This is a genomic window from Virgibacillus sp. JSM 102003 (assembly GCF_041949995.1).
In the GTDB taxonomy this organism is placed as follows: domain Bacteria; phylum Bacillota; class Bacilli; order Bacillales; family Amphibacillaceae; genus Lentibacillus.
In genome coordinates, this window is the sequence record NZ_JBHFQH010000003.1 from 83,511 (window position 1) to 104,405 (window position 20,895).

21 protein-coding genes are annotated in these 20,895 nt (G+C 40.5%); 17 read left to right on the forward strand and 4 right to left on the reverse strand.

From position 1 onward, the window contains the following. Positions 1-4 precede the first annotated feature (4 nt). Positions 5-1,015 carry a sialic acid TRAP transporter substrate-binding protein SiaP gene (locus ACE1TG_RS04485; RefSeq protein ID WP_375051165.1) on the reverse strand — a complete coding sequence of 337 codons (1,011 nt, stop codon included), beginning with the start codon at positions 1,013-1,015 and terminating at the stop codon, positions 5-7. Positions 1,016-2,223: 1,208 nt separating this feature from the next. Between ACE1TG_RS04485 and qoxA the strand changes: the two genes are divergently transcribed. Genes qoxA through qoxD form a run of 4 tightly spaced genes read left to right on the forward strand, consistent with a single transcriptional unit; the run spans position 2,224 to position 6,110 of the window. Then, positions 2,224-3,177: a cytochrome aa3 quinol oxidase subunit II gene (gene qoxA, locus ACE1TG_RS04490; RefSeq protein ID WP_375051166.1), complete on the forward strand. Its 954-nt coding sequence runs from the start codon at positions 2,224-2,226 to the stop codon at positions 3,175-3,177. Between the two features lie 24 nt (positions 3,178-3,201). Continuing rightward, positions 3,202-5,145, forward strand: a complete 1,944-nt coding sequence (gene qoxB, locus ACE1TG_RS04495) for a cytochrome aa3 quinol oxidase subunit I (protein ID WP_375051167.1) — start codon at positions 3,202-3,204, stop codon at positions 5,143-5,145. Continuing rightward, positions 5,138-5,743 (forward strand): cytochrome aa3 quinol oxidase subunit III, encoded by a 606-nt coding sequence (qoxC, locus tag ACE1TG_RS04500; RefSeq protein ID WP_375051168.1) that lies wholly within the window; start codon positions 5,138-5,140, stop codon positions 5,741-5,743. The genes qoxB and qoxC overlap by 8 nt, the downstream gene beginning before the upstream one ends. 1 nt (position 5,744) lies before the next feature. Beyond that, positions 5,745-6,110: a cytochrome aa3 quinol oxidase subunit IV gene (gene qoxD, locus ACE1TG_RS04505; RefSeq protein WP_375051169.1), complete on the forward strand. Its 366-nt coding sequence runs from the start codon at positions 5,745-5,747 to the stop codon at positions 6,108-6,110. Positions 6,111-6,180: 70 nt separating this feature from the next. On the opposite strand, the gene ACE1TG_RS04510 is transcribed toward qoxD, so the two are convergent. Continuing rightward, positions 6,181-6,486, reverse strand: a complete 306-nt coding sequence (locus tag ACE1TG_RS04510) for a hypothetical protein (protein ID WP_375051170.1) — start codon at positions 6,484-6,486, stop codon at positions 6,181-6,183. 497 nt (positions 6,487-6,983) lie between these two features. Between ACE1TG_RS04510 and ACE1TG_RS04515 the strand changes: the two genes are divergently transcribed. From ACE1TG_RS04515 to ACE1TG_RS04535, 5 genes are all read left to right on the forward strand, one after another. Beyond that, positions 6,984-7,208 (forward strand): DUF1659 domain-containing protein, encoded by a 225-nt coding sequence (locus tag ACE1TG_RS04515; RefSeq protein WP_375051171.1) that lies wholly within the window; start codon positions 6,984-6,986, stop codon positions 7,206-7,208. A gap of 40 nt (positions 7,209-7,248) precedes the next feature. Further along, positions 7,249-7,464, forward strand: a complete 216-nt coding sequence (locus ACE1TG_RS04520) for a DUF2922 domain-containing protein (RefSeq protein WP_375051172.1) — start codon at positions 7,249-7,251, stop codon at positions 7,462-7,464. Positions 7,465-7,821: 357 nt separating this feature from the next. Further along, on the forward strand, positions 7,822-8,799 hold the full coding sequence (locus ACE1TG_RS04525) for an NERD domain-containing protein (RefSeq protein WP_375051173.1): 978 nt from the start codon (positions 7,822-7,824) through the stop codon (positions 8,797-8,799). A 275-nt stretch (positions 8,800-9,074) separates the two neighbouring features. Then, positions 9,075-9,392: a hypothetical protein gene (locus ACE1TG_RS04530; protein ID WP_375051174.1), complete on the forward strand. Its 318-nt coding sequence runs from the start codon at positions 9,075-9,077 to the stop codon at positions 9,390-9,392. Between the two features lie 173 nt (positions 9,393-9,565). Next, positions 9,566-10,510 carry a sugar-binding transcriptional regulator gene (locus ACE1TG_RS04535; protein WP_375051175.1) on the forward strand — a complete coding sequence of 315 codons (945 nt, stop codon included), beginning with the start codon at positions 9,566-9,568 and terminating at the stop codon, positions 10,508-10,510. Between the two features lie 50 nt (positions 10,511-10,560). On the opposite strand, the gene ACE1TG_RS04540 is transcribed toward ACE1TG_RS04535, so the two are convergent. Together ACE1TG_RS04540 and ACE1TG_RS04545 are read right to left on the reverse strand one after the other, a co-directional pair. Further along, complete coding sequence (locus ACE1TG_RS04540; RefSeq protein WP_375051176.1) at positions 10,561-11,601, reverse strand: zinc-dependent alcohol dehydrogenase; 1,041 nt, start codon at positions 11,599-11,601, stop codon at positions 10,561-10,563. Positions 11,602-11,617: 16 nt separating this feature from the next. After that, positions 11,618-13,267: a glycerol-3-phosphate dehydrogenase/oxidase gene (locus ACE1TG_RS04545; RefSeq protein WP_375051177.1), complete on the reverse strand. Its 1,650-nt coding sequence runs from the start codon at positions 13,265-13,267 to the stop codon at positions 11,618-11,620. 190 nt (positions 13,268-13,457) lie between these two features. Between ACE1TG_RS04545 and ACE1TG_RS04550 the strand changes: the two genes are divergently transcribed. The 8 genes from ACE1TG_RS04550 (at position 13,458) to ACE1TG_RS04585 (ending at position 20,895) form a co-directional block, all read left to right on the forward strand. Beyond that, positions 13,458-14,402, forward strand: a complete 945-nt coding sequence (locus tag ACE1TG_RS04550; protein ID WP_375051178.1) for a sugar-binding transcriptional regulator — start codon at positions 13,458-13,460, stop codon at positions 14,400-14,402. A 114-nt stretch (positions 14,403-14,516) separates the two neighbouring features. Then, entirely contained in the window at positions 14,517-14,915 is a 399-nt protein-coding gene (locus tag ACE1TG_RS04555; protein ID WP_375051179.1) for a transcriptional regulator GutM, read from the forward strand. Further along, the gene (srlA, locus tag ACE1TG_RS04560) at positions 14,903-15,445 is read left to right on the forward strand and encodes a PTS glucitol/sorbitol transporter subunit IIC (RefSeq protein WP_375051180.1); all 543 of its coding nucleotides are present in this window, start codon (positions 14,903-14,905) and stop codon (positions 15,443-15,445) included. Before ACE1TG_RS04555 ends, srlA begins: the two co-directional genes overlap by 13 nt. A 24-nt stretch (positions 15,446-15,469) precedes the next feature. Continuing rightward, positions 15,470-16,528, forward strand: coding sequence for a PTS glucitol/sorbitol transporter subunit IIB (gene srlE / locus ACE1TG_RS04565; protein ID WP_375051181.1), 1,059 nt, complete (start codon positions 15,470-15,472; stop codon positions 16,526-16,528). Between the two features lie 170 nt (positions 16,529-16,698). Continuing rightward, positions 16,699-17,064: a PTS glucitol/sorbitol transporter subunit IIA gene (locus ACE1TG_RS04570; RefSeq protein WP_375051182.1), complete on the forward strand. Its 366-nt coding sequence runs from the start codon at positions 16,699-16,701 to the stop codon at positions 17,062-17,064. Positions 17,065-17,091: 27 nt separating this feature from the next. After that, a complete protein-coding gene (locus ACE1TG_RS04575) occupies positions 17,092-18,378 on the forward strand; it encodes an NAD(P)H-dependent oxidoreductase (RefSeq protein WP_375051183.1) in 1,287 nt (428 codons plus the stop codon). Between the two features lie 534 nt (positions 18,379-18,912). Next, positions 18,913-19,899, forward strand: a complete 987-nt coding sequence (pdhA, locus tag ACE1TG_RS04580; protein ID WP_375051184.1) for a pyruvate dehydrogenase (acetyl-transferring) E1 component subunit alpha — start codon at positions 18,913-18,915, stop codon at positions 19,897-19,899. Between the two features lie 12 nt (positions 19,900-19,911). Continuing rightward, positions 19,912-20,895: an alpha-ketoacid dehydrogenase subunit beta gene (locus ACE1TG_RS04585; protein WP_375051185.1), complete on the forward strand. Its 984-nt coding sequence runs from the start codon at positions 19,912-19,914 to the stop codon at positions 20,893-20,895.

Sequence of the window (20,895 nt, forward strand, 5' to 3'; positions counted from 1 at the left end):
TGTTTTATTTTGCTTCCCTAATTTGTTTCAAATAGTCTTCTGCTCCATCTCCAATTTCTTTCAGATACTTTGGATATGCTTCTGAAACAGCATCTTTAAAAGGTGCAAGATCTGGTTTTGTTACGGTAACTCCTTCTTCTTCAAACTTTGAAATTAGCTCTTCTTCTTGTGTTTTTACCATTTTTGTATGTTCTTCAGCAGCCTTATTAACACCATCTATAAGAATCTGCTGCAAATCTTCCGGCAGTTTTTCCAATGTATGCGTACTAACGACATAATTATTATCATTGATAACGTGGTTAGTCATTGCAAGATAGTCTTGTACTTCATAAAACTTCTGTGCGTCGATAGTAGTCAGTGGATTTTCCTGTCCATCAACAGCATTTGTCTGTAGGGCAGTGTACACTTCTGTAAATGCCATCGGTGTTGGAGAAGCACCCGTGTATTTTGCATAGTCAAGTAAGGTATCTGCTTCAGGGACACGCAATTTCAAACCTTCCATATCATCAATAGACTTGATGGCGCGATTAGAAGTGGTTTGGCGCGTTCCATTGTAAGCTGTTGCAACAACTTTCCAATTATAATCCTTTTCAAGTTCACTTAATAAGTTTTTTCCATACTCAGTATTATGAATTGCAGACTTTAGTTGCTCAAAGTTATCTACCACATATGGAAGCCCCAGTAGTGATGCACGTGGAACCCAAATTCCAAAACGTCCTGCTTCAGCTAAAGTAATATCAAGTGATCCTTCTTTTGTTTGCTCAAGCATAGCACGGTCATCTCCAAGCTGTGAGCTAGGATAAATCTTAACTTTCATTTGTCCGTCACTTTCTTTTTCCACATACTTTTTTAATATTTCAGCAGCTTTATACTCAACCTGCTGATTTCCAGCGACCATACCAAATTTCAACTCATATGTTTCTTCTGAACCTGAGCCGCTTGCATCATCTCCACATGCAGTAAGTCCAATAATTGCTAATACCAAAATCCCTAAATACACTATACGCTTCTTCATACTCGATAAACCCCTTTCAGATTTTATAATTCTTAAATAATAAGCGCTTACATCTAACTTAAAAGAATCATATCATCGTGATAATTAATTGTCAATAAAATTTTAAAAATGATTGATTAATGTCAATATTGGAGGAGGAAGGATGTTTTGTGCGATAGACTTACATTCGACGTTTATAATCTGCCTCCATGGACTCAGGATGGATCGGATTAATTACTTGATCAAACGTTTAGTCAAAGAAGGCTCGCATAGATTGTTTGATTTGTGCGGCTAGCTCGCGCGACAAGCACCGCAACTCGCGCGACAGCCCTATTCAAAGGATGTAGATTTTCGACAACCGCTAAAAATCTTCTACTTTCGCCTCCCATTCGCTTCCTCAATAAACCTCATTATCGCAACTGTTTCTTCTTCACGAACCGGTCTAACTCCAATCTCAAAAAACACTACGGTTTACTCTGGTAAACAGGATATTAGGGCTATTCATCTTGATAAACAGGTAAATGAGCGGTGTGAAAAGACCCATTCATACAGGAATAAAGTTTTATCAAAAAGTAAGCACTTTTATGTTGCTTACTCTTTTTTTGTTTGGGATCGAGCGAGCAACGCCCAAACTCGAGCGAGCAGCGCTCAAACTCGAGCGAGCAGCCCCCAAACTCGAGCGAGCAACGCCCAAACTCGAGCGAGCAGCGCTCAAACTCGAGCGAGCAGCGCCCAAACACGAGCGAGCAACGCCCAAACTCGAGCGAGGAGCGCGCAAACTCGAGCGAGCAGCGCGCAAACACGAGCGAGCAACGCACAAACTAGAGCGAAGCCTAAACTGCTGATAGTTTTATTTAGCACATACCATAGATCCTCCTATAACACATATCTTTTTTTGTAAAGTGATTAAACTTAAGGAAAGCGGTTAAAAGAACGAAAATTTTGTAACAAGTTTTTAACAAATTTTTGAAGATGCTTAAAATCGGGAGTTAACCTGGCGCAAAAATGTATGAAATTTGTTATCTTATTCAAAGAAATGATTATATGTTTTTAGCAGTTAAGTATGTATAAATCCTTTCTTACTGCATAAGTGCAACTAGGGCTTCCGCTATTAAGACTTGCACTTCAGAGTATATGGGGTTCTAAGAAAGCAAAATACGCTTTCATAAGAATATCTTTAACGAATAGGCCAATTTTTCTAAACAATGATGACAGCAGGGGGGTATTTCATGAATTTATGGAAAAGGCACGCTAAAAAATGGTACAGTTTATTGTTTTTGGGAATGGTTTTTTTGCTTAGCGGATGTGAGCAAATGGTTGTTTTTGATCCAAAGGGTCCTGTTGCAGGGCAGCAGAAGGATTTGATTATTTACTCGCTTTATTTTATGGGAGCCGTTTGCCTGATGGTTTGGATACCATTCACGATCATTATGTTTAAATACCGCAAGAATAAAAAAAATCGAAGTGAGGACAGTTATAAACCGGAAATGCATGGGAACAAGCTTATTGAGACGATTTGGACCGTTATTCCTATCATCATCGTTGGAGCATTGGCCTTTCCGACTGTCACAACATTGTATGATCTGGAGGACCCGCCGGAATCTTCTAGCGGTAAAGAGCCTTTGGTAATTTATGCAACCTCTTCTGATTGGAAATGGTTTTTCAGTTATCCGGAACAGAATATTGAAACGGTCAATTATTTGCACATTCCAACAAATCGTGCGGTTGAATTCCGCTTGTCATCTACTGGTTCGATGGCGGCGTTGTGGATTCCTGCATTAGGCGGTCAAATGTACAATATGGCCGGGATGGAGAATATTCTTTATTTGCAGGCAGACGAGAAGGGTGTCTTTGAAGGGAAAAACTCCAATTTTACCGGTGTCGGTTTCACGGAGCAGACTTTTAACGTGTACGCCCAAGACAGCAAGGCATTCAGCGATTGGGTGGAGTCCAAGCAGCAGAACGCACCAAAACTGACACAGAAAAAGTACGATAAGCTGTTGGCACCGAGTGTTGTTGGCCGTTCCACTTTTTCGTCCACACATCTGGAATGGGTGGATCATGGAAGTCTGACGGATATGGATTATGCCATTAAACGGTATGGCAAAGATACCTATGAAGAAAAAAGGCATCTGGAAAATGATGCCGAACATCGTACCAAGTATCACGATGACTGGGAGTAATATACGACGAAAGTAGGTGAAACAATGGGTCTTGATCAATTGCTGGTAACGGGTGAACCGCTTATATACGCTGGTATGGTTGCTATTTTCATGGTAACTTCGGCTATTATTTTCATCCTTACCTATTTCAAAAAATGGAAATGGCTGTGGCGCGAATGGCTGACCACAGTTGACCATAAAAAAATTGGTATTATGTATATTTTAAGTGCGTTGGCCATGTTGTTTCGTGGTGGAATGGACGCGATGATGATCCGCGTACAGCTGGCATTTCCAAATATGAATTTCTTGGGCGCACAGCATTATGACGAAGTATTTACCACACACGGTACCATCATGATTATTTTTATGGCAATGCCGTTTCTAATCGGTTTAATGAATATTATTGTTCCCCTGCAAATTGGGGCAAGGGACTTTGCGTTTCCGTTTTTGAACGCCGTTAGTTTCTGGTCGTTTTTCTTCGGGGCCATGCTGTTTAACTTGTCATTTGTTATCGGTGGTTCCCCTGATGCCGGCTGGACCGGTTATGCACCGCTGGCAGGAGCGGCAATGAGTCCGGGGCCGGGACAGAACTTCTATTTGATGGGTCTGCAGCTTGCCGGTATTGGTACACTAGCAACTGGGATTAACTTGATGGTTACCATATTGAAAATGCGTGCACCTGGGATGAAATTGTTTCAGATGCCGATTTTCACCTGGTCCACCTTGATCACGACATTCATCATTATTTTTGCGTTCCCGATTTTGACGGTAGCACTTGCGCTTATGACGATTGATCGTATATTTGGTGCGCATTTCTTTACACTGATGGGTGAGGGTTTGCCGATGATGTGGGCAAATCTGTTCTGGATGTGGGGACACCCTGAAGTCTACATTGTTGTGCTGCCCGCATTCGGAATTTTTTCGGAAGTTATTACTACGTTTGCACGAAAACGGTTGTTTGGCTATAACGTGATGGTCTGGTCGATTATCGTTATTGCTGGCTTGAGTTTTACAACCTGGGTACACCATTTCTTTACAATGGGTGCAGGGGCATTTGTCAATTCAGTCTTTTCAATTTCAACGATGTTGATTGCTGTCCCAACCGGGGTTAAAATATTCAACTGGCTGGCAACGTTGTATAAGTCGAGAATAGAGTTTACATCGTCCATGCTATGGTCACTGGCGTTTATTCCAAGCTTTGTTATCGGTGGTATTACCGGGGTTATGCTTGGTATGGCGGCAACGGATTATCAGTACCATAATTCGTACTTTTTGGTGGCGCATTTTCACTATGTATTGATCCCGGGTACAGTGTTTGCCTGCTTCTCGGGACTGGTTTTCTGGTATCCGAAAATGTTTGGGCATAAGCTGAATGAAACATTAAGTAAATGGGCTTTTTGGTTCTTCTTGATTGGTTTCCATGTTTGCTTTTTGCCACAGTTTTTCACAGGACTGGACGGTATGCCGCGCAGAGTATTCCATTCAGCGCCGGACTGGTTCACGCTTAACTTTATCTCAACGATTGGCGCATTTGGGATGGGTGCAGGATTTGCTATCTTTGTGTTTGCCATTTATTACAGCTTCCGGCACAGCAAACGGGAGGAAACCGGAGATGCCTGGGATGGCAGAACTCTTGAATGGGCCACGCCAACACCGGTTCCGCCGTACAATTTTGCAACGTTTCCGGATCGTGTAGGGTATGACGCATTTCTGGAAATGAAACGTAAAGGAGAAACAACCTTTGATGAAAGCAAGCTGGAACCGATTCATATGCCAAGCAGTTCAGGAAAACCATTTATTCTGATGGCGTTACTGTTCTGTGCAAGCTTTGCAGTGGTCTTTGAATGGATTATACCTGCAGCGATCTTTTTGGCAGGCGGCATTATTGTTATGATTTTGCGGTCGTTTGAATATGATGAAGGTTATTACATTGGAGTCGAGGAAATCAAACGCATCGAACGTTCAGCAAGGGGGTTAAATAATGAGTAAACATGATCTCAAGACCGGCCCGATGGAATATCGTACCGAACAGGGAAGATTAAATATTACCGGTTTCTGGATATTCCTTGCAGCTGAAGTGGTTTTATTTTCAACCTTGTTTGCAACGTATGCCGTTCTGATTGGGCGAACCGCTGACGGACCAACACCAAGCGAAATATATGAAGCCAAAAGTGCCCTGCTGATGACGTTTGTTCTTCTGACAAGCAGTTTCACGTGCGGCGTTGGTATTCATGAAATGCGCAGAGGTTCTAAAAAAGGACTGATCACCTGGCTGATTATCACCCTGGTGCTGGGACTATCATTTCTTGGTCTGGAAATAGATGAGTTTATTACCTATACGCATGAGGGTGTCACGCTGCAAACAAGTGCGTATTGGTCTTCCTTCTTTATTCTCGCGGGTACACACGGCGTACACGTGACCTTTGGCGCGGGCTGGCTGCTTCTTTTGATCCTACAGATTGCTAGACGTGGTTTAACAAAGGTTACTAGTCAAAAAGTGTTTGTTGTCGGATTGTACTGGCACTTTTTGGACGTTATCTGGATTTTCATTTTTACGTGTGTCTATTTATTTGGGATGGTGATGTAAGATGGAAAAAAAACACGCCGGAAAAATACCAATTAAACACATTATCGGCTTTCTTTTGTCACTCATTTTAACAGTGGCAGCGGCCTGGGTTGCACTTGAGTCGAATTTGCCTGTTGGATGGATTATTGCCGGAATCCTGGTGATGGCCGTCATTCAGGCAGCCATTCAGCTGTTTTTGTTTATGCACCTGACAGAAACAGAAGGTGTCGGCCATGCACCATGGAATATGATGTTTCACGGAGCAATCATGGTTGGCATAGTTGTCGCTGGTTCCCTGTTCACCATGTCATTTGGATTCAGTCATGAAATGGACATGGATAACCAGCAGCAGGATGAACCGCAAGTGGAGCAGGAAATGCAGGAATGAGATTTTAGAGCCAACAAAACCCCGTTTCTTCAAATGGAAGAAACGGGGTTTTGTTTATGCGCTTTTTGTTTTACAATTCGCTAACTGGATCTCTTAACTTTTGCTCGCGGTACGTCTTCGCTTGGACCATCGCGAAGTTAATGGATTTAATAATGAACATCACCCATGCAACTTCAGCAAGGAGTAGGCTGCCATAGAACACAATCCATAGAAATGAAAATGCTCCAGGTGCAACATTAAATGCTGCTTCAATATAATAAAACCACATGCCGATGACTAAAATCCCCTGCAGTATTGCGGGTATTATTTTATTTAAACGAATGAATAAAAACGGTGTTATTGTTGCTAAAAGCATGAACATCACTATAATGCCCATGAAAATCATCTCCTTTAAACTTGATAATGGAACCGTTTTCTTATTTTTATTGTAACAATTCTTTTAGAAAAAAGACACAAAAAGTTCAAATTTAGCGGTTGATTTTTTGATCAGTTTTCAAGTGACAGCCACCATTCTGTAAGTCCCGGATAAATCTAACACAACTTCTCCCTTTGTATTCCGCAATACACCTTGAAGACTGTTTTTCGACTTCCAGTTCCTATCCAGTCGGGCACTCCCATAAAATAGAGGAGCCGCTTTGATAGCAGTAATCCTCCGTTATCATATTTTTACAGGTCCTGGAAAATAGATGATTCCTTACTCTCTATTGGAATTCAACAGGTCATTTTCTGCTAAAGCAGAAAATCCCTTTCTTTTAAGTACTATCGATTCTTAAGACAAGAAAGTGGCATATATGTCGAAAAAAACTTTTTTATTTACTGATGCCACTTTTTAGTTGTGGGATTCGATAGTATGTGTGAAAGGAGGTGTCCGACATGGCAGTAGCACAAATGATGAAGTCACGAATGAGCCTTGTTTTGGATGACGGCATTGACGAAATATCAGGGAAGCAGCTTTTCAAAACAAAAAGCTTCAACAACGTAAAGATTGCTGCAACAGCTGATCAGTTATACTCAATCGCAAACGCAGTTGTCGTTTTGCAGCAGCGCCCGCTTTTAAGCATCGAGCGAAAAGACAGTTCCGAACTAAGAGGAGCATAATCGATCACATTCCTAAAAAATAGGGAAGGGAGGGAATACAATGAAGAAGCTTGAACTTAAATTTTTAAACGCTGAAGGCAAAACAGTAACATATTCACTGGAGAAGCCAATTGAGCCTGTTGACCCAGTTGCAGTCAAGGCTGCAATGGACGAGGTCATCGCACAAGATGCTTTCACATCAACGGGCGGAAATCTAGTAACTATTAAAAGCGCACGCGTAGTAGAACGCAATGTGCAGGAAGTTGAATTAGTATAATAATGAGGACCAGTGCGGGGGTGCGCTGGTCCTTTAGTGTGTTAGTATCTATCAAACAAATACCGACAAAATTATTTCCGGGGAAATATTTTGTTAGATATTGTCATATTTCTAGCAATTATATGGGTGATTTTTGAAAGCTTTCCGAATAATTCTCTTCTCTTTGAAAACTATAAAATTAATATTTTACTAGCATAAAAATAGCTGAAATCTAACTTAAGTAGAGGGTAATCATATTTTCTGGTATTTGAATGTAAGCAAAATCTGATTTATTCGAGATAGAAGTGAATTTTAGGGATTTTCCATATGAGAAAAAGCGGTATATGATAACCTAAAAGATATCAAGGAGTAATGGAAATGAATATTAGAAAACGGACCAAACCACTTCCACTTAGGAAATTAGATGCAGCAATTCCCCGGCTGCCGACCGATTTTCCACAATTGAAAGCAATGAAGGAAGCAGCAGCAATACAACAGAAAGGGTTTAGTGGAGAATTGAAAGTTGATTACTATTTGGATTACCTTGCAACAAACTGTACTATTTTGCAGGATGTTTATTTGAGGGTGAACGGAAAAAATGTGCAAATTGATTCACTGATTCTCTCGCAGCAGGCGATCTATATTGTTGATTCGAAAAACTATAATGACACAATAACCTTTGATACAACTCTTAAACAAATGACCAGGAGCGATGGAAAAGTTGAGAAAGGATTTGAATATCCTATTACCCAAGTCCAAAACCAACGATTTCATCTTCTGAACTGGCTCTCCCAGCACAATCTTCCAAACATCCCGATCTATTACTTCGTTGTTATCAGTGAACCATCTACCATAATTAAAGTAAATGGTGACACAGAAGCATTAGGAAAAGTAGTCGCTCATGCCGCACGTATTCCTTCCATGATAATGGAAAATGAACAACAGCTTAGCGAGCAAAGTGTTAACAAAATTCAAGACAGAAAAATAGGAAATATGATTTTAAAAGAATGCAACGAGTTTGATATGGATATTATGAAGAAATTCTCAATCAAACTAAAGGACCTGTTACCAGGAGTGTTCTGTCCAGAATGTGGAAGGTTAGGTATGGAGCGAGTTCATAGCGGTTGGAAATGTAACAGATGTAATCTATTTTCAAAGAGTGCGCATGAGCAGGCACTCGAAGACTACTTTTTGCTTATAAAAAACTGCATATCTAACTCGGAGTGCATGCGTTGGTTATGCTTCAACTCGAAGAATATCGCGACGAAGTTGTTAAAGGATTATCCGCTTCAGTACAACCTTGGCAATAGAAACTGGCATATGAAAAAATGGGGGCGAAATGCTTCCAATAGGTAAGAAGCCGTAAAATAAAGAGGTATGCTGATCATACGAGGATAGCTAACAATTAATGTTTGATTTTCGGTGTCAGCCATTTAATACTAAAATAATAGTAGATTTAACAACATTATCGATATTTGAATTCATTAACGAGTCTTTTAAAAAGTCCATATCTAGGTTAAACTGTAATTGGGTCATAATTAATTCCTCCTTGTTTTTCGTGGTTGTTAAACATTGTATCATAGGAAATTAATTTGGCCCTTTTTTAATTTATTTTCTTTTTACACAATTATATGAACTCAATCGGAGAGAACATAGAATTGTCGGGAGACAGCACCTTCAAAGCGGGAAAGAGAATCAAATTACCAGGAGACAGCACCATCAAAGCGGGAGAGAGCATAGAATTATCGGGAGACAGCACCTTCAAAGCGGGAGAGACCATCAATTTATCGGGAGAGAGCATCACCAAAGCGGGAGAGACCATCAATTTATCGGGAGACAGCATCACCAAAGCGGGAGAGACCATCAAATTACCGGGAGACAGTACCACCAAAACGGGAGAGACCACCCAATCTCGAGCAAGCCTCACCAAAATCCAGACCCCCTATTAATGGTCATTTTCGGCATCCGCCGAAAATCTTCCACCCAATAAGCTTGACACATTGCATCATCCCCAGTAAACTCGTTACAAGGGTAATTATGTGGAACGGATGTAACAATGCGAGCGCATACTCGAATATAATGCTATACTAAGAATAGAAATTTAGAAGAAAAGAGCGATATTATGTTGAATTGGGAAGAACGCCGTTTGATGGTAAAGGTGGCCAAGTTGTATTATTTTGAGGGTTGGACACAGGCCCAGATTGCGGCACGAAATAATGTCTCCCGGCCGGTTATCTCTAAGCTGTTAAACAATGCCAAAAAAGAAGGAATTGTTGAGATATATATTAAAGATGAGACAGTTCAAACGGTTGAACTGGAGCAAACGCTTGAAAAGAAATATGGATTAAACGAGGTTATTGTTGTTTCGACTGCTGGATTTGCGCCGGATATGGCTAAGCGGCAGCTTGGGAAGACGGCAGCTTCGTATATTGCTAAGAATTTAAAAGGTGTTGAAAGTCTTGGGATATCATGGGGCACTACGCTTCTTTCGTTGATTGAAGAATATCCTTATGAACGAAGGGATGATATTAATATTGTGCCGATTGTAGGAGGGATGGGGAGCGATTATGTTCACCTTCATTCCAATCAGCTTGCGTTTAACCTTGCTCAGAAAATGAATACATCCTGTTCATATCTTTATGCGCCAGCAATGGTTGAGAATGATGAGCTGAAGAATCGTCTTGTTAACTCAAAGGATATTGCACATGTATTAGAACGTGGCCGTAACGTGGACATGGCTTTAGTTGGGCTTGGGAATCCGTTTAAAAGTTCAACGATGGAGACGATAGGTTATTTAGAGGAAAGTGATTTAGCATCTCTACGCAAGGCCGGTGCTGTTGGCGACATCAGTTCACGTTTTTTTGATGCGGTTGGTAAAGAAGTTGATCACCCATTAAATAATCGAGTAATCGGGCTGAATTTAGATGAGATTAGAAATATTCCTGAAGTAATTGGAATTGTTGAAGGTTCATACAAACTGGAGAGTATTGAAGCTGCGCTAAAAGGCGGGTATTTAAACGTATTAATTACCGATGACCGAACTGCTCAGGCTCTACTGGAAGAATAATCATAGGAATGAAGTTGGCACCAAACCGACTCCATTCCTTTTTTAAATTATTATTCAGTTGGCTTCACAACACATTTGAGTCCTTCTTTACTTACCGCCGTTTCAAAGGCCTTGTCCGTCTCTTTTAACGGAAAGGTATGGGTTATAAAGGATGAGAAATCAAGGAGTCCTTCATCAATCCATTTTACTGCCTCGATATGCAGATGACGTGGTGCACCATGTGTTCCAACGACCTTCAACTGTTTGTAGATGAAGTGGTTTGTATTAATCGGAACTTCTGTAACATTTTTAATACCGGCAAAGAACAGCACTTTTCCTGTTTTCATCACAACTTCCAATGCTTCCTTTTGCACTCCGGTTGAAGGGGCTGTGACAATGACAGTGTCAGCGCCCAGTCCTTGTGTTGCTTCACTAATTTCACGCGCGGTGTTTGCTGACGTAGGATCAATGACAATGTCGGCGCCGCTTTCTAATGCATTTTGTCGTCTTGGAGCGGATCTTTGTACAGCAATTACCTTGGCAGCACCCATTTTTTTTAATGCTGCGATATACATGCATCCAATCGCTCCAGCCCCGTAGACGACCACATTTTCTCCTGGTTTTACATCGACTTCATATAAACCGCTTAATACACATGAAAAAGGTTCAGACAAACTGGCTAATTCATATGAGGTTGTATCAGCTATTTTTTGAATGGAGCCATTTTCAACAAATTTCTTAGGCAAAACAACATATTCAGCAAATCCGCCATCAACGTGGTATCCCATCGATTTTCCTTCTACGCATTGATGTCCCTCATTTTTTTGGCAAAAAACACATTCGCCACATGGGATATGCGCGCCGAGGGTTACTCTGTCGCCGGTTTGAAACCTGGAAACATTGCTGCCTGATTCGACCACTTCACCGGCAATTTCATGGCCGGTAACTCTTGGAAAATCAACCCTGGCATCACCATGCTGGTAAACTCGAAGGTCTGATCCGCATACGCCAATCGCATGAACCTTGAGTAATATTTCATCACTAGTAATCTCAGGATATTTCCGTTCCTGCAATTCCAATGTTTGTTTATCAGTAAGAGCAACTGAATACATAACTTGTTCCTCCTTTTTATTCAACAAATGTTAATGCTTTTTCAACCTGGTAATTCATTTTTCCAATTTCATCGTTCATTCTCGACTCAGTCCATTCCAATAATTGCGCCATTTCCTCAGCGGCAACTGTTAAAGTGCGTTTTACTTTATCTAGGTCAAATAAAAGATAACTTGTACGGCGATCATAGAAATCAGCTAATGATGCTGCCATTTCATGTTCGACTGTATATCTTACTTCTGCTGCGATATTTCTTAATTCTTTATCCTCAAAACGGTCGTCATACCGGTCAATCAGTTTAAGCAGATTTTCCGTGTTTGAGCCATATCGGAAAACATAGTCGTTAACCTCATCAAATGATAGATTCAAATGTTTAAATTTAGCGTGTAGATGCGGCACATAGGAAGTGATTTCTTCCTGAGAATTAAATTGGCCGCCAGATAATTTAACCTGGTCTGTTGTATTTTTGGATTTCACACGTCTGTCTTTATTCTCAATATGCTGTAATACCCGCTCTGCCATTTTTCGGTATCCTGTTAGTTTTCCGCCTGCAATCGTAATCAGTCCAGTATCCGATTCAAAAATTTCATCGTGTCTTGATAACTCAGCTGGTGAATTGCCATCTTCTCCGATAAGCGGGCGAATCCCTGCCCAGCTTGAGACGACATCATTTTTTCCTAAGTCCAGCGATGGGAACATAGCATGCAGACAGTCAATTAAATAGTCTACTTCTTTGGATTTAACGTAAATATCATCCATATCCTGTTTGTAGATAGATTCAGTTGATCCAACATAGGTGCGGTTACCTCGTGGTATTACTGCAATCATGCGCCCTTTGTGCTGGAAATAGATTGAAGACTTGACTGGCAGTGATTGATGGTCAAAAACAATGTGAATACCTTTAGCAAGCACCATGTATTTTCCCGTTATCGGGCGATCTTTTTTTCGAACCTCATCGACCCATGGACCTGCCGCATTAACAATATGCGTTGCCGTGATTCGAATATTCTGATCCTGGATAAGGTCCTTAGCGATTGCGCCTTTGACATAATTATTCTCATCCTGAAGAAAGTCTGTCATCTCGGCATAATTTAGGACAGTTGCCCCTTTTTCAGCTGCTGTTTTAGCAACTTCCAATGTTAGTCGGCTGTCATCTGTACGATATTCGACATATGCCCCGCTGCCATTAACGGTTTTTTGATTAAATAATGGCTCATGCTGCAACGTTTTCTTCTTGCCGTAAATAGTATGACGTTCGTCTTTCTTTACGCCAGCCAGGCGATCGTATAAGGAAAGTCCGGCTTTTAATGTTAATAGATTATAAGATTCCTTTTTGATCAATGGGAAATTCATTTTAATCGGATAAACTAAATGACGGGCGTTGTTGTAGACGATGTCGCGTTCGCTTCCGATTTCTTTGATAACGTTAAAGTCCAATTTCTGTAAATATTTTAGTCCTCCGTGTATCAATTTGCCTGAGCGGCTGCTTGTTCCAGATGCAAAATCATTTCGTTCAATCAATCCAACTTTTAAACCTCGGTTTACTGCATCTAATGCGATGCCACTTCCCGTTATGCCTCCACCAATAACTAACAGGTCAAAATGCTGGTTCTCCATTTGTTTAATCGTGGAATTCCGGTCCAATGCAGAAAAAGTTTTATTGTTCATGATAGGGCCTCCAATCTAGCTTGTTTTTACATATGTTCTATATAATTTCAATTGTAAATTTAGTTGAATTCAGTATATCTTTTTTATTATTATCAGTCAATAAAGTGATGAAATCGCTTTCCGATTTCTTAATTTGTTGTTACTATTAAAGACATCGAATTTTTACGAATGTAACAAGGGGGATCATAGATTGGATGCAAAAGAGCGGAATTTAATTGCGAAAGTTTCAAAACTCTACTATCTGGAAGGTTGGACACAAAACGAAATTTGCAAGAAAGTAAGTTTATCAAGACCTATTATTTCTAAAATGCTTCAGCAAGCCAGAGAAAAAAATATTGTAGAAGTATATATGAAGGACGAAACCGTTCATACCGTAGAATTGGAGCGAAATCTGGAAAAAAAGTATGGACTGCATGAAGCAGTAGTAGTTTCCGTCTCCAATAAGGGCCCGGAGATGGTGAGACGTCGTATGGGGCAAGCGGCAACTGCCTACCTATCTAAAAAAATAAATCAAATTAACACAATAGGAGTCTCCTGGGGTAAGTCTATCTCTACTTTTGTAGAGGAATTTCAAAGTCAGCCACAGAGTCATATTCATTTAGTTCCATTGATCGGAGGGATGGGGCAGGGGTTTGTGCATTATCATTCCAATCATTTATCGTTTCAGCTTGCGCAACAGTTAAATACTAGTTCTTCCTACTTGTATGCTCCCGCAGTGGCTGAATCTGCTGATTTAAAACACGCTATTAAAAATTCTAAGGATGTAGCTGCGGTGCTGGAAGAGGGAAGAAAGGTTGATATAGCAGTCGTTGGTGTAAGCAGCCCATCAAGTGAATCAACAATGGTTGGAATGGGCTATTTAAATGAACAAGATATTGGGACATTAAAAGACTCAGGAGCAGTTGGCGATATTAATTCATGCTTTTATAACAGGGATGGTCAACTTGTTCGGCATCCAATAAATGATAGAGTAATAGGATTAAATTTGGAAGAAATAAAAGAAATACCTGAAGTTTTAGCTATTGCAGAGGGAGCTTATAAGGCTGAAGGACTTCATGTTGCCCTTAAAAGTAAATACCTGGATGTACTGGTAACAGATGACAAAACCGCGGAAACACTGTTGGAATACGCATAGTGTTATGAAAAAACAAAAAACTTAAAAAATATATTGACATGAAGATGAAAGCGTTTTACCATTGTATTTACAAAAGTTTCATATGAATACAAATGTAAAAAAGGGGGCGATATCATGTGGGGAACTTTTATTTTCATATTTGCCTTTATTTGGGGATTGCAGTTTTTGATGACCCATTATCAGGTGAAACATTATAAGTCAGAAATTAAAAAACTCAGCAGAAGAGATTCTGGATATTTAGGGACAGGTTATTATAAAAAAAGATTAGGAAATGGTGCAATCATTGTACTTGTCTGTGATGAAAGATCACATATCATTGATGCAAAAGTTATGAAAGGAATAACCGTCTTTGCTAGATTCAAGGATATTAAACAATTAATAGGCATGAGGCTGGACGAAACCAGATTTGTAGATTTCTTATCAAAAAAGGAATATAACGCTCTTAGCAATGCCGTTGACATGATAAAAAAAGAATTAAACAAAGGAAAGGGGAATGAAGCATGGATTTCTTAATCAAGCTTGCAGAAGGCTTTATTGGAATGTTCCAGGCTGGCGGAGATACATTTATGGGCCTGGTAACGGACATTATTCCATTGTTAATTGTTTTGATTACAGCTGTAAACGCTTTAATTAAATTTATCGGAGAAGAAAGGGTATTTAATTTCGCTCAATATTGTACGAAATATTTTATTTTACGGTATACGATCTTTCCGTTTTTAGCAGTATTTTTCCTGACAAATCCAATGTGCTATACGTTCGGTCGTTTCTTGCCTGAAAAACAAAAGCCAGCATTTTATGACTCTGCGGTTTCATTTGTTCATCCAATTACCGGACTATTTCCACATGCGAATCCGGCAGAATTGTTTGTTTATACAGGGGTAGCAGCTGGTATCACAGAACTAGGGCTATCTACCGGTCCACTAGCACTTCGGTTTTTACTAGTTGGAATTGTAGTAATGCTATTGAGAGGCTTTGTTACCGAGCTTATTACGAATCGAATGATTAAAAACAGACAACAGGAATCTGAAAATATTGCCGCATAGCAATAATGGTGAGGAGGATAATCTATGAGTGAATATAAAGCTGTAAAAGTTTCGAAAGGTTCTTCCGGATGGGGAGGTCCACTTGTTATCCATCCGACTGATGATAAAAAGTATATTATATCTGTAACTGGTGGCGGGATTCACCCAGTTGCACAGGAAATAGCGGACCGGACAGGCGGTATTGCGATTGACGGCTTCCAAAAGTCAGTTGCTAAAGAAGAAATGGTCTGTGCCGTTATCAACTGTGGAGGGACAGCCAGAAGTGGTGTGTACCCGAAGATGGGAATAAAGACAATAAATGTATTCAGTAATTCCCCTTCAGGGCCGCTAGCCAAATTCATCAACGAAGAAAATTTCGTGTCAGGTGTTACCACAGAAAATATTGACCAGGCTGACGGTTCAACTGAAGGTAGTCACCAAGAAGGAAATGAAAACCAGCAATCAGAAAATGATGAATCATTATTGGATAAAAATGTTGCGAAACAAAAGAAAGAGGAAGCAAAAGGAAAAGTTGCGGCACAAGAGGAAAGTAAAGGCAAGAAGAAGAATTTAATTAATCGGGTTATTGAAGTACTCGGTGATAAGGTTGGGAACGTTGTCAGCACATTCTTCCAAGCTGGTAGAGATACAATTGATACAGTTATTAAGAACATTCTGCCGTTCATGGCCTTTGTCAGTGTGTTAATGGGGATTATCAACTATACAGGAATTGGTGATTTTATCGCTAATACCGTAACACCATTAGCAACGTCACTACTGGGTATGTTAATCCTTTCCCTTATTTGTTCGATACCAGTCATTTCCCCATTACTTGCACCAGGTGCTGTAATAGCCCAGGTTGTAGGTGTTCTAATCGGGGTTGAAGTTGGAAAGGGAAATATCCCGCCACAAATGACATTACCGGCATTATTCGCTATTAATCCACAAGTAGGAACAGACTTTGTTCCTGTTGGGTTAACACTTGGTGAGGCTGAGCCTGAAACGATCGAAGTCGGTGTCCCAGCCGTGCTCTTCTCCAGATTAATCACAGGACCAGCTGCAGTTGTAATTGCATACTTTGCAAGCTTTGGCCTCTACAGCTAAGAAAACAAATTTATACCCTCTTTTAGAAATGAAGGAGGGTATAAAAATGATTATGTATTTACAAATGTAATACAATGTTACTATTGTAAAAAAGTTATTGAATATCATATTTGTTTCGTGTAACATTCATCTTAGAAATAATCTTAACACAGGTGAGGAGATGTATTGACATGGCTAATTCTTTTTATGAAGTAAATGTTGTTGAAATTGGAGAAGATGCTCCACTAATGTTTGAAGAAAAAATGATGATTCTTTTTAATGATACAGTTCCAGCAGACTTAAAAAGTATTTCAGTTATTCATGATGGCGACAAGTTGACTGAAGATATAAAAGCAGGGGACGAAATGGTTATTAACGATGAACCTTTTAAAATTTTGTTTGTCGGTGAAAAGGCTAACGAAACAATGAAAGAGCTTGGTCACGCTACATTTAATTTTAATGGCGATTCACATTCAGAATTACCAGGGACTGTCTGCTTGGAACAGAAACAAATACCTGATGTAAATGAAAAAATGATTATATCATTCAGAAGATAATTACAACGCAGAAATGGAGTGAAGCAAATGCTAAATATTAATCGAAAACTGCAGAAATTAGAAAATAATGGTTCTTATATCAAGGTAGGTCTTGTAGGTGCAGGACAAATGGGAAGAGGTATGATCTCTCAGATTGAAGGTATGAAAGGAATGCGAGTGGTCGCAACAGCAGACCTTGCAATAGAAAATGTGAAAAATGCTTATACAAATGCTGGAATCAGCGCTTCTACTATTGCTGTAACGGATGATTTATCAAAAGCTGAATCAGCGGTGAATCAGAATCAGGTTGTTGCTACCACAAATGTAAAACTTGTTACATCATTACCTGATGTTGATGTAGTGGTTGATGCTACAGGCATTCCAAATCTTGGAGCTGAAATTGCCTGGGATACCATTCTGAATAACAAACACATTGTTATGCTTAACGTGGAAGCGGACGTTACTGTTGGCCCACTGCTGAAGAAGATGGCGGATTCTGCTGGTGTTGTTTATACAGGTACAGCTGGTGACGAACCAGGTGCAATTATGGAGTTATATGATTTTGCAGATGCAATGGGCTTTGAAATTGTTGCAGTCGGAAAAGGAAAGAACAACCCACTAAATCTCGAAGCAAACCCTGACACAGCAGCAGACGAAGCAAAAGCAAAAGGATCAAGTCCAAAAATGCTTGCCTCATTCCAGGATGGAACAAAAACGATGGTCGAAATGAATGCTGTTGCTAATGCAATTGGCTTTGCACCGGATCAGCCAGGCATGCATGGATTTGAAGGCTCAGTAGCAGAGCTTCCGAATATTTTTAAAGAAAAATCACAAGGCGGAAAGCTTAATGGAAGTAGAATAGTAGACTTTGTTAACGGTGTTGCCCCAGGAGTATTTGCAATTATTACTTCTGATAAAGAAGAGGTAAATGCGGAAATGAAATACTTGAAAATGGGAGACGGGCCAAACTATGTCTTGTATCGTCCATACCACTTAACAAGTCTTGAGACACCATTATCGATTGCTAAAGCTTATTTTGACAATGAGCCTACGATCACTCCATATTTCGGAGTGCAAGGAGAAACGGTTGCAGTAGCTAAAAAAGACTTGGGTGCAGGTGAGTTCCTCGATAGTATTGGCGGATTTACCGTTTACGGGACACTTCTGAAAGCGGATGAGGCAAAAGAACAAGGTGCTCTGCCAATTGGATTGGTTGATAAAAACGTGAAGCTGAAGAGTGCGATTAAAAAGGGCGATATCATTACGTACGACGACATTGAACAAACGAATGAATCTACTATTTGGAAACTGCGCTCAATGCAGGATAAGGGATAACAAAGGTTGTTCTTAGGTGATGTAAACTGCGACATAATGTAGATAAATAGTGCTATGATACCGCTCCGGAAATACACTGCGCTTTCCGCGGGCGGCTGGCGAGCCTCCTCGTGCTGCGCACTGCGGGGTCTCGCCTAGGCCTGTTCTCCCGCAGGAGTCTCCGTGTATTTCCTACGCTGGATATTGTTCACTTCTGTAGATATGATAAAACAAGATTTTGTACCTAGACCAGCAGTTGGAAAATGCGAGACTCCCGGCTGTGAAAGCGAGTGTATTCCAGCGTGGTCAGAGAGATACTACGAGTCGGTTATAAAACAGCCTAACTAAATAAATACCTCTTCACTCTTCATGTGGGGAGGTTTTTTTAAAACAATTAAGCAAGTATAAATACCTGCATACGTGCAACTAATTCTTTCACTTAAAAGCTTAATAAAAGCCAGGTTTTCGAACAAAATCACTTGACGAAAGAGCCAGAAAATTTTATTATTGTTACAAACGTAATTATAATGAACAAATGTAAAAGGAGTGAAATAAATGGAATTAAATAACTTGAAATTAGTACCTGATGTTGGCAAGGATAAATTGGTAGATTTATATAAACAGATGTGGACAATACGGTTTTTTGAAGAAAAGGTTGATGAATTTTTCGCGAAAGGTGAAATTCATGGAACGACACATCTATGCGTAGGGCAAGAAGCTAGTGCATCCGGCGCATGTGCGGTTCTTCAGGACCAGGATAAAATTACAAGTACCCACCGTGGCCATGGGCATTGTATTGCAAAAGGTGCCGATGTGAACAAAATGATGGCAGAACTGTTTGGTCGTGAAAACGGTTACTGTAAAGGAAAAGGCGGATCAATGCATATCGCTGATGTTGAACAAGGAAATTTAGGTGCAAACGGAATTGTCGGTGGTGGCATCCCATTGGCAGTTGGTTCCGCACTAACTGCACATATGAAAAAACAAGATTATGTGACACTTTGTTTCTTTGGTGACGGTGCGACAAACGAAGGAAGCTTCCATGAAGCGTTGAACCTTGCTTCGATTTGGAACTTACCTATTGTATTTATTTGTGAAAATAACCAATACGGCATGTCAGGTCCCGTTAAGGATATGGTCAATGTGAAGGATATTTCTGAGCGTGCACAGTCTTACGGTTTCCCTGGTGTGACGGTAGACGGGAACGATATCGTTGAAATGATGAATACAACACACGAAGCGGTTGAAAATGCCAGAAGCGGAAATGGCCCAACGTTGATCGAAGCGAAGACATACCGCTGGAAAGGTCATTCTAAGAGTGATGCAAAGAAATATCGTACACGTGAAGAAGAAAAAGAATGGAAAGATAAAGATCCAATCAAACGCTTTGCCGGTGTGTTGATTGAAGCAGGAATTTTCACCGAAGAAGAATCAAAATCGCTACGAAGTGAAGCAAAGCAGGCTGTTGAGGATTCAGTCGATTTCGCAAAAGAAGGGCCAATGCCAGCACACGAAGACCTATTAAATGACGTTTACGCATAGGAGGGAATAATCATGAGAGAGATAACCTATTCAGAAGCAGTTCGTGAAGCAATGGAACAGGAAATGAGAAAGAATGATGATGTATTTATACTTGGTGAAGACATTGGCGTATATGGCGGTGCCTTTGGTGTCACACGCGGCATGATTGAGGAATTCGGTCCTGAGCGTGTCAGAAACACACCAATCAGTGAGTCAGGTATCTCCGGAGCTGCTGTTGGTTCAGCATTAACCGGAATGCGCCCGATTGTGGAATTACAGTTCTCAGATTTTATTACCATCGCAATGGATCAGATGGTTAATCAGGCCGCAAAACTACGCTATATGTATGGTGGTAAAGCTACAGTGCCAATGGTATTGCGTACGCCGAGTGGTTCTGGAACTGGTGCAGCCGCACAGCACTCACAAAGTTTGGAAGCTTGGGTAGCGCACGTTCCGGGTCTTAAGGTTGTACAGCCATCAACAGCTTATGATGCAAAAGGCTTGTTAAAAGCGGCGATGGATGACGATAACCCGGTTGTATTTTACGAGCATAAAGTATTGTACAAAACAAAATCTGATGTTCCTGAGGATCAATACAGCATTCCACTCGGTAAAGCAGATATAAAACGTGAAGGTACGGATGTAACAATTGTTGCGACAGCGGTTATGGTGCATCGTGCTTTGGAGGCAGCTGAAGAACTTGAAAAAGAAGGAATAAGTGTAGAAGTGGTTGATCCGCGAACAATCGTGCCATTAGATGAAGAAACAATTGTAAAATCCGTTTCAAAAACAGGACGCGTTGTCGTTGCCCATGAGGCAGTTAAACGCGGTGGAGTCGGTGGCGAGATTGCCAGTATGATTGCGGAAAGTGATGCATTCGATTACCTTGATGCACCAATTCAGCGCCTGGGAGCACTGCCTGTTCCAGTTCCATATAACCCGGATCTGGAAAAAGCATCGGTTCCACAGGTTCCTGACATTGTTAAATCCGTTAAGAAAACGTTAAATAAGGCGTAA